The sequence below is a fragment of the Frankia sp. AiPs1 genome, from assembly GCF_023716945.1.
Classification (GTDB): Bacteria; Actinomycetota; Actinomycetes; order Frankiales; family Frankiaceae; genus Frankia.
On the sequence record NZ_JAMQQF010000263.1, the window covers coordinates 1 to 7,965 of the forward strand.

The following is a 7,965-nucleotide window of genomic DNA, read 5'->3' on the forward strand; positions in this document are numbered from 1 at the left end:
CCCCGATTCCCACCGGCGGCGCCCGACGCCGCGCGTCGCCGGTGCCCCCGGTCTGGCCGGTGCCCCCGGTGTGGCGGATACCCCTGGCGTGGGGGATGCCCCTGGCCTGGCCGGCGCTGGCGTCCCCTGGGCCGGCGCTGGCGCCCGGACGGCCCGCGACGGCCGGGCCGTGAGCGCCGGTATCCACTCGCCGATGCCGGCCGCTCCGGGTCCGACGGGCTGGGCGGACGCCGACGGGCCGGTTCGCGGCGGCGGCCTTCCGACCGAACCGATCGCGGCTACCACCGAACCGATCGCGGCTGCCGCCGGGCCAGGTGCCCTCCCGTCCGGTTCGAGTCGGCCCGCTTCCGGGCCCGTGTCCGTGTCCGTGTCCGCGCCCATGCCCGTGGCCGTGGCCGTGGCGAGGCTGCCGAGGGATGTGCTCGGCGGCGACGCGGTGCCCGCGGAGGGCCTGATCGCGACGCGGCGCGAGCTCGACGCAAGGGCTGAGGAACTGCGGCGGCAGGCCGACCGGCTGCGCCGTGCCACCCGCCGGATCCTCGCCGCCGACGCCGGTGGGCTGAGCCCAGGCCGGCCGCGTCGTCGCCTGCAGGGAGCGCGTCGCTAGCGAGTGCCGGTGACGCGGTGGTGCAGGTGCACCACGCCGCTGGCGAATCGGTGCGTCGCAAGCAGCTCCAGCTGGACCCGCACGCCGTCGGGCAGCGCGCGCACACCCCCGCCGACCACGACCGGTGTGAGGAACAGATGCCAGTCGTCGACCAGGCCGGCCCGGATGGCGTGACCGGCGAGAGTGGGCCCGCCGATGGAGACATCGCCGTTGGCCGACGCGACCAGCCGGCGCACCGCGTCCGGGTCGAACCCCCGCTCGATCCGGGTCCGCGAGGTGGCCGCGCCGTCGAGGGTTGTCGAATACACGACCTTGTCGGCCGCCTGCCAGATCCGCGCGTAGTCCAGCATGACGGGACGCCGATCGCCGTCGGCCGGGCTGCCCTCGGCCGGGCGGGCGTCGGCCGGGCGGGCGTCGGTAGGCATCGTCTCCCAGGCCGCCATCACCTCGTACAGACGGCGCCCGTACAGGTAGGTGCCGACCGTCCGCTCCAGGCCGTTGACGAAGGCGTGCACCTCTTCGTCGGGTACCGCCCAGTCGAAGCGTCCGTCGGCGTCGACCACGTAGCCGTCGAGCGAGGTGATCGCCGAGTAGATCAGTCTGCCCATCATGCGCTCCCTCGGTTCACCGGCCGGTCGGCAGCGCGTGCAGGACGACGTGGTCGAGACGACCGTGGGCGACCACCGCGGTCAGGTATGTGGCCGCGGGCTGGCGGCGGCGGTCGGTGGGGGAGCCGGGGTTGAGCAGGCGCAGCGTGCCCGGCGCCGTCGATGGCGTCCGTTCCCCCGCGCCGGCCGCGCCCGCCGGTTCGGGGGAGCGCGCGACCGTCGAGTCCCACGGCACATGCGAATGACCAAAGACCAGCACGTCGGCATCGGGATAGGCGGCGGCCATCCGACGCTCCCGCCCCCGGGCCGGGCCGGTCTCGTGGACGACCACGAAGCGCAGCCCGCCGAGCGTGGCTTGGGCGACCTGCGGCAGGACCGCGCGGACGTCCGGACCGTCGTTGTTGCCATAACAGCCGATCAGCCGCCCCGCCCGCGCCGCGAGCTCGTCGACGGCGTCCCGGCTGATCCAGTCGCCGGCGTGCAGCACCACATCCGCCTCCTGCACCGCGGTCCAGATCTCGGCGGGCAACGCGCGTGCCCGCGCGGGAAGATGCGTGTCGGACAGCATGACCAGCCGCATCCGGTCAGTATCCGATGCAGTGTCGCCGGCCGGCCGGTTGACCCCGCGGACGTGCGGCCGGCCGGAGACCGGGTGACGGGATTGGGTGTGCGGCCGTGACCGGCGGGAGCGGCCCGTCGCGGCGTCGGAGCCTGGGCCGAGCTCGGGCGGCAACCATGATCGCTTTGTTCGTGCTGGCTCTTGTGTTCGCGAGCTGGGCGCCCCGGGTGTCACAGATCAAGACCGACCTGCACCTCGGCGACGGGCGGCTGGGGTTGGCCCTGCTCGGCGCGCCGGTAGGTGCCGTTCTGACACTCTGGCTCGTCGGCATCGCGGTGTCCCGCTTCGGCAGCGTCCGGGTGGTGCGCGCGGCCCTGCCCAGCTACTGCGCCGTCGGGGCGCTGTTCCCGCTGGTGGGCGGCCAATGGTCGTTGTTCGCCCTGCTGGCCCTGTGGGGCGCCACCAGCAGCGGCCTCGACATCGCTGCGAACGCCCAGGCTGTCGGGGTCGAGCGCGGCTACGGTCGGCCGATCATGGCCACGGCGCACGCGGCCTGGACGGCCGGCGCACTGAGCGGCGCCGGGATCGGTACCGTCGCCGCGGCGCTGGCAGTGCCCGTCGGCGCCCAGTTCGCCGCGCTCGGCGGGATCGGCTTGGCCGTCGCCCTGCCGGCCACCTGGTGGATGCTGCCGGATTTGCCGAGGCCGATGGCCGCATCGTCCGGTGACTGGTCGCAGGCGCAACCCGCTGCCGGACGGCCGGCGGCGGCGCCGGCGGTGGCGGTGGCGCCGGCGGTGGCCGAGCAGTCGCGCGCACGGGGGCGTCGACGGTGGTCGGGGCGGTTCGCCGCGCTGTGCGCCGTCTCGTTCGGGAGCTTCCTGTGCGAGGGAGTGGCTGCGGACTGGAGCGCCGTCTACCTCGCCGAGGTGACGGGGGCGGCAGCCGGGGGCGCCGGTGCGGGTTTCGTGGCGTTCACGGTGTGCATGTTCGCCGTCCGACTGGTCGGCGATCGCGCGATGGCCCGGTACGGGCCGCCGCGGCTGGTGCGAAGCTTCGCGGCGGTCGCGGGGGTGGGGTTCGTGGGCGCGCTCGCGGTCGGCAGCCTGCCGTTCGGTTCCGCCGCCGGTGTGATCGGGTTCGGCGCCCTCGGTGTCGGCACCGCCTGTGTGGCGCCGGCCGTGTTCTCCACCGCCGGCCGGCTGGGCGAGTCGGCGGGGACCTCGATCGCCGTGGTCAGCACGGTCGGCTACGCCGGCTGGCTGACCGGACCGCCCGTCGTGGGTGGGCTCGCCGAGCTCGTCGGCCTCCACCGTGCACTGACGGTTGTGCTCCTCCTGCTCGCGACGATCATCATCTTTGCGCCCGCGCTGCGCGCCCCGGCCGACCCGGCGGCGGACGAGCGACTATCCGCCCAACCGGGGACCGGCACTGGCTGCCCGTGGACCGACAACGGCTGCCCGTGGACCGGCAACGGTGGCCCGGCGGCGGCGACCGACGCTGGCGGCCCGGCGACTGACAGCGGCGGGTCGGCGACCCCATGATCTGCGGCGCGTCCTACTTCCGCGCGCGTCTGAATCCGGGCAGCAACGTCTGGACCAGTGCATCGGTCTCGGCCTCGGCCCGGCCTCCCCGACGTCCCCCACCGGCGCCGATGGTCCGGTACATCTCCGTGGTCACCGCCTCCAACGTGCGGCGATCGCCTCGGGCCGACACGGTGCGCAGCAGGTCACGCCACAGCACCTCCGATGCCGGCACCGCCCGTAGGCCGGTGCGGCAGGCGGCCATGGCCGTCATCGTGTCTCCGAAGCCCAGCGTGAGCTCGGCGAGGCGGTGGGCCACGTCCACGACGCCAGCCCGGGTACTGCGCGCGATGGGGCCGGTGGTCGCCCACCGGTATCGGTCGGCGGCCAGGTTCGTCCACAGCGGCCCGCTGACCATCCGCAGGGCCGTCGTCAGGTCCGCCTCGGTGTCGCCCCCGGGCATGCCGGCCCGATGGGTGTAGGCGACGAACAGCTCCCAGTCGCAGCGCACGTCCGGGCTCAGCCGCCACCGACCCTGCGGATCGACGGACAGCCGGGGCCGACCCTCGGCGTCGGCTCCCAGCCAGCGGCGGGCCTCCCCCAGCGCTGCGTCCACGGCGTAGTCGTCGGGCTCGGCGTCGGCGGGCCAGATCTCCTCGGCGAGCAGCCGGCGGTGCGCGCCCTCACGGTGCAGGGCAAGGTACACGGCAATCTCGGTGAGGAGATCGAGGTCGTCCGTCGGTTGTCGGCCGGGTCCCTCGACGGTGGGCGTCCCCAGGACGCGCACCTGAGCCTCCCCAGTGGCCATCGGCTCGTCGGGCTGCGGCTCGCGCACGGGCGGAAGTCCCATGGCCGGCGGCGGCTCCGGCACTGCGGACGGCGGCGCTGCGGACGGCGGCGCTGCGGACGGCGGGGCTGCGGACGGCGGGGCTGTCGCGGGCGACGGCGAGACCAGGCCGGATGGCCACATGCGGCCGCGCGGAATGGTTGTATTCCCGTCGGAGTAGGTGACTGGTGCCTGCGGGCGTGCGGTCTGCGCGGCTGGCGGCCCGAGAGGTTCCGGCGCTGCGGGTGATGGTTCCCGGGGCGGCGCGGCGTGGGGATACCGTCCGCTCGGTGTCTCGTTGGGCGGCGGAATCGGCGGGCGCGGCGGAGGCGCCGGGTGCGATGGGAACGCCGGGCGTGACGGGGTCGGCACCCGCTCGGGGGGGACCGCGGACCGCGTGGATCCGGGTGGTGGGTCTGGGATTGCGGCGGCCGGCGCCGGCGCCTCGGACCGCGGCGTCGTGGCGCGCGGAGAAGTTGCAGTCGGCGTTGTTGCAGCCGGCGGCGGTGGTGGCGGCGCTTCCGTCGAAGCGGCTTGCGTCGCCCCGCCCGCTGGGTCCTCGGCGTGGGCTTGGGCCGCGCGGCTGGCCCGCATCCGCGGTGTCTCGAAGTAGAGCACGGGCGGCACGTGAGGAATGTCGGTCGGCCGGATCAGCGGGCTGCTCGGATGGGACAGCAGCATGGAGTCGGTGTCGTCCGGGCCGGCATCGCCGGGTGCTGCCAGGAACGGTGTGGGCGCCGGGGCGGAGGCCGGTGCCCTTCCGGGCGCTGCCTCGGCGCCGAGGGCTGCGGAACCCGGTGATGCCGCCGGTCCGGGCGACCCCGGACCCGTCAGGGAGGCGAGGGGAACGGGCGGCGGTCCGAGCGGCGCCCGGCGACCGCTTGCCGGCGGCCGGGTGAGATCGTCATCCGCCGCCGAAGACGGTGGAGGGGAAGCCTGCGGGCCGGCCGCGGGCGGGATCGCCGCGAGTTGCGGCGTCCAGGGCAGGACGCCGGGAACAGAGTCGGCTCGGGCCGGCGGTCGGGTGATCTCGTCGTCCGGCGTGAGGTGTGCCGGCGCAGGCACCGCCTCGCCGGGGTCCGCCTGGGCCGCCCCAACAGCGGGTGCAGGCTCGGTCGTCGCCCGCGGTGGTAGGCGCGGCGGCGAGGGTGGGGCCGCGATGGATGAGGCAGGCGCAGGCGTGGCCTGCGGCGGCGTGTCGTCAGCGGCAGGTCTGGCGGGAGTCGGAACGGCCGCCGCGTCGGCTGTGTGGAACAGGGCCGCGATCGCCCGGTACTCCGGCCCGGTGATGGACTGGGCCCACACCTCGACACCGAGCACGCCCAGCGACATTCGGCGGTCCGGCCCGACCGTGAACCGCCACCGGGCGGCCGGGGAGTCGCCCACGGTGAGCACGCCGACGGCATGCCGGCGTCCCTGCGCCATTCTCGTCAGCCGAGCGGTGTCGGCCTCGGCCGGCGGCGCTGCGAGGACGAGCAGGTCCGGGGCCAGTGCCCCGGGATTGCCGGCGATCCGCTGACCCGCTTCGAGCGGAAAGTCGTCACCGTCGGCTCCGACCTCGTAGGCCGCATCCTCGTCGCCGGGTCCGGACAGCTCGTCGAGAGCCTCCGCGACGCTGGCCGCGGTCCACAGCCGATCCGGAGCGATCGTCAGCAGTTCGTCGAGGTCGTCGTCGGTGGGAAAACCGATCAGACAGACGCGTAGGTCGTCCGACCAGACGTTGGTGGCCAGCTCGAGCGCGACGGCGATCACCACCTGCGTCGCGATGGTGCGGTCGCCGAGGAGGCTGATCACACCGGGCGCGCCTTCGAGGTCGACGAGAATGCGCGAGCCGGCGTCGTCATGGCCGAAACTGACCAGCGCCGGGAACGGCGCGGGCACCCCGGGGGCCGGCCGAGCGAAGGAGCCCCCGCCCGCCTCGGCCAGGAGTTCCGCAGTGCGCTCGATCCACCAGGATCCGGGAACCTCACCGACCGCCCAGGGCGGCGGTGGCGGCTCCTCCTGCGCCGGCGCCATGTGCAGGATCAGCGCATCCTCGGTGAGAATGGCTGCGTAGACCGCGGGAAGCAGACGCGCCTGATCCGTCAGCGAGGCGGACAGCACCCGCAGTGACCGGTCGATGAAGCGGGCCGCCTCGGTGTCCGAGGCGAGCAGCAGCGCTCGTTCCGTGGCGTCCTGGGGTGGCTGCGCCGGACCGCTGCGGCGTCCGGCCAGGGCCACCATGACCCCGGCCGCGAGCAGGCTGGCGGCTGCGACTCCCAGGAAGTCCTGCGGCGGCGCAAGGGAGGCGGCCAGCACCTGATCCGCGGGCTGGTCCCGTTCGTCCGGCACCGCCGGCAGGCGTGGCGCCTCGTACCGGACATCCTCTGTATACCGGACATCCTCTGCGTACCGGTCGGCGGCCGTGTACTGCTCGTCGGATGCACCGGGCCCGGCGTCGAATGCGTCGTCGGCGTCGGCGTCGGCGTCGTCGTCGTCGGCGTCGGCGTGGTCTGCGTCGTCGGCGTCCGTGGCGTCGCCGTAGCCGCCGTGATCGAAACGGTCGTCCAGGTCATCGTGGCCGTCGGCGCCCGCCGCGGTCTGCGGCCAACCCGCGCCGCCTTCGGACATCCGCAGGACGCGCAACCCGTCGCCCTGAGCATCAGCGGGCAGTAGCAGGACCCACCCGGCGTGGATGAGGGACGGCTTTGACAACGTCCGGCCGTCGGGCTGGGTGCGGCCCTCGTTCAGATCGAAGATCTCGCGGTAACGCAGCCCATCGCCGAGAAAGCGTTCGGCGATGCCCCAGAGGGTGTCGTGATGACGGCCCTCCGCCGGGCGCACCTCGTACAGCTTCACCATGCGCTCCCCGAGGACCAGGCGGCTGTGCTGGTCCGCGGCCGGGCTGGTCAGCTCCGGGCGGTCGCCATGCCAGGGCGGCGACAGCTCGTCCCGGCCGGCGACAGGCCTCCGCCCCGGTGGAATCGACTCAGCGAACTCCGCCGTCCGCACCCCGTCCGAGCCCTCGACCCCGTCCGGGCGGACTCCGTCCGGGCCGTCGAAATCGTCCAGGTCGCCATACGGGTCGCCGGGGTAGGGAACGTGCTCATACCTGTCGTCGCCGAGGAGCTCGCCAGGAGCAGAGATGGCATCACGCGGCGAGCCTCGATCGGTGGCCCAGGTGGGGTGCGGGGCAGGCGGGGCGGGCAGGGCGGCCCATCCCCGAGAGGCCTGGACCGGTGAACCCGTGTCGTTGGGCGTGCCCGCGCCGTCGGGCGTGTCCGTAGGGTCGGGGACGCCGAGACTGTCCCCGCCGTCGGTGGCATCGCCCCGCGCGTTGGCGCCGTCCGCGACCCGGGGTGGCGCCAGTTCCGGGCGCGGACCTGGCGCCGGCATCCCCCGCAGCACTCCGGCCGGTCGAGGACGCTGCCCGCGGACCGTCTCCTGCCCGTAGGTCACCGGAACCACGAGGGCTGTGGTGCCCGAGAGCAGCAACGCGGTGGCGACGAGGCGGCGGGCGAGCACCTGGGGTGCGCCGCCGAAGGGAATGCGCGGAGCCAGACCGCTGCCGCGCACCTCCGCGCGCCACTCCGCGACGAGACAGGCGATGAAGTGCGCCCACCCCGCCCAGAACAGCAGGGAAAGGACCGCCCGGACTACCCCGCCGGCCCCGCCGCCGCTACGGATCGGTGGACCGAGCACCAGCGCGAGGATCACGGGGATGCCAAGGACCGCCACGGTGATCGCCGCGAGCGCGCCCGCTGCCTGCAGCCGCTCTCGAGCGCGATCCTCCGGCGGGACCGTCGGCACCGCCTGCCGGGTCGGCACGGCCTCGCCGCCGGTGGCGCGTCCGCCGCCCGCGGCCC

General features: G+C 74.9%; 5 protein-coding genes. 2 read left to right on the forward strand and 3 right to left on the reverse strand.

Going from position 1 to position 7,965, the window contains the following annotated elements; translation table 11 throughout:
* Positions 1 to 379: 379 nt before the first annotated feature.
* A complete protein-coding gene (locus ND748_RS20005) occupies positions 380 to 607 on the forward strand; it encodes a hypothetical protein (RefSeq protein WP_251747530.1) in 228 nt (75 codons plus the stop codon).
* Here ND748_RS20005 and ND748_RS20010 read toward each other — a convergent pair.
* Together ND748_RS20010 and ND748_RS20015 are read right to left on the reverse strand one after the other, a co-directional pair.
* Complete coding sequence (locus ND748_RS20010) at positions 604 to 1,215, reverse strand: dihydrofolate reductase family protein (RefSeq protein ID WP_251747531.1); 612 nt, start codon at positions 1,213 to 1,215, stop codon at positions 604 to 606. The two genes, ND748_RS20005 and ND748_RS20010, sit on opposite strands and share 4 nt — an antisense overlap.
* A gap of 16 nt (positions 1,216 to 1,231) precedes the next feature.
* Complete coding sequence (locus tag ND748_RS20015; protein WP_251747532.1) at positions 1,232 to 1,795, reverse strand: metallophosphoesterase; 564 nt, start codon at positions 1,793 to 1,795, stop codon at positions 1,232 to 1,234.
* A gap of 155 nt (positions 1,796 to 1,950) precedes the next feature.
* On the opposite strand from ND748_RS20015, the gene ND748_RS20020 reads away from it, so the two are divergent.
* Positions 1,951 to 3,315 carry an MFS transporter gene (locus ND748_RS20020; RefSeq protein WP_251747533.1) on the forward strand — a complete coding sequence of 455 codons (1,365 nt, stop codon included), beginning with the start codon at positions 1,951 to 1,953 and terminating at the stop codon, positions 3,313 to 3,315.
* Positions 3,316 to 3,328: 13 nt separating this feature from the next.
* Here the strand turns inward: ND748_RS20020 and ND748_RS20025 are convergent, their stop codons facing one another.
* Entirely contained in the window at positions 3,329 to 7,927 is a 4,599-nt protein-coding gene (locus tag ND748_RS20025) for a LysM peptidoglycan-binding domain-containing protein (RefSeq protein WP_251747534.1), read from the reverse strand.
* Positions 7,928 to 7,965 lie beyond the last annotated feature (38 nt).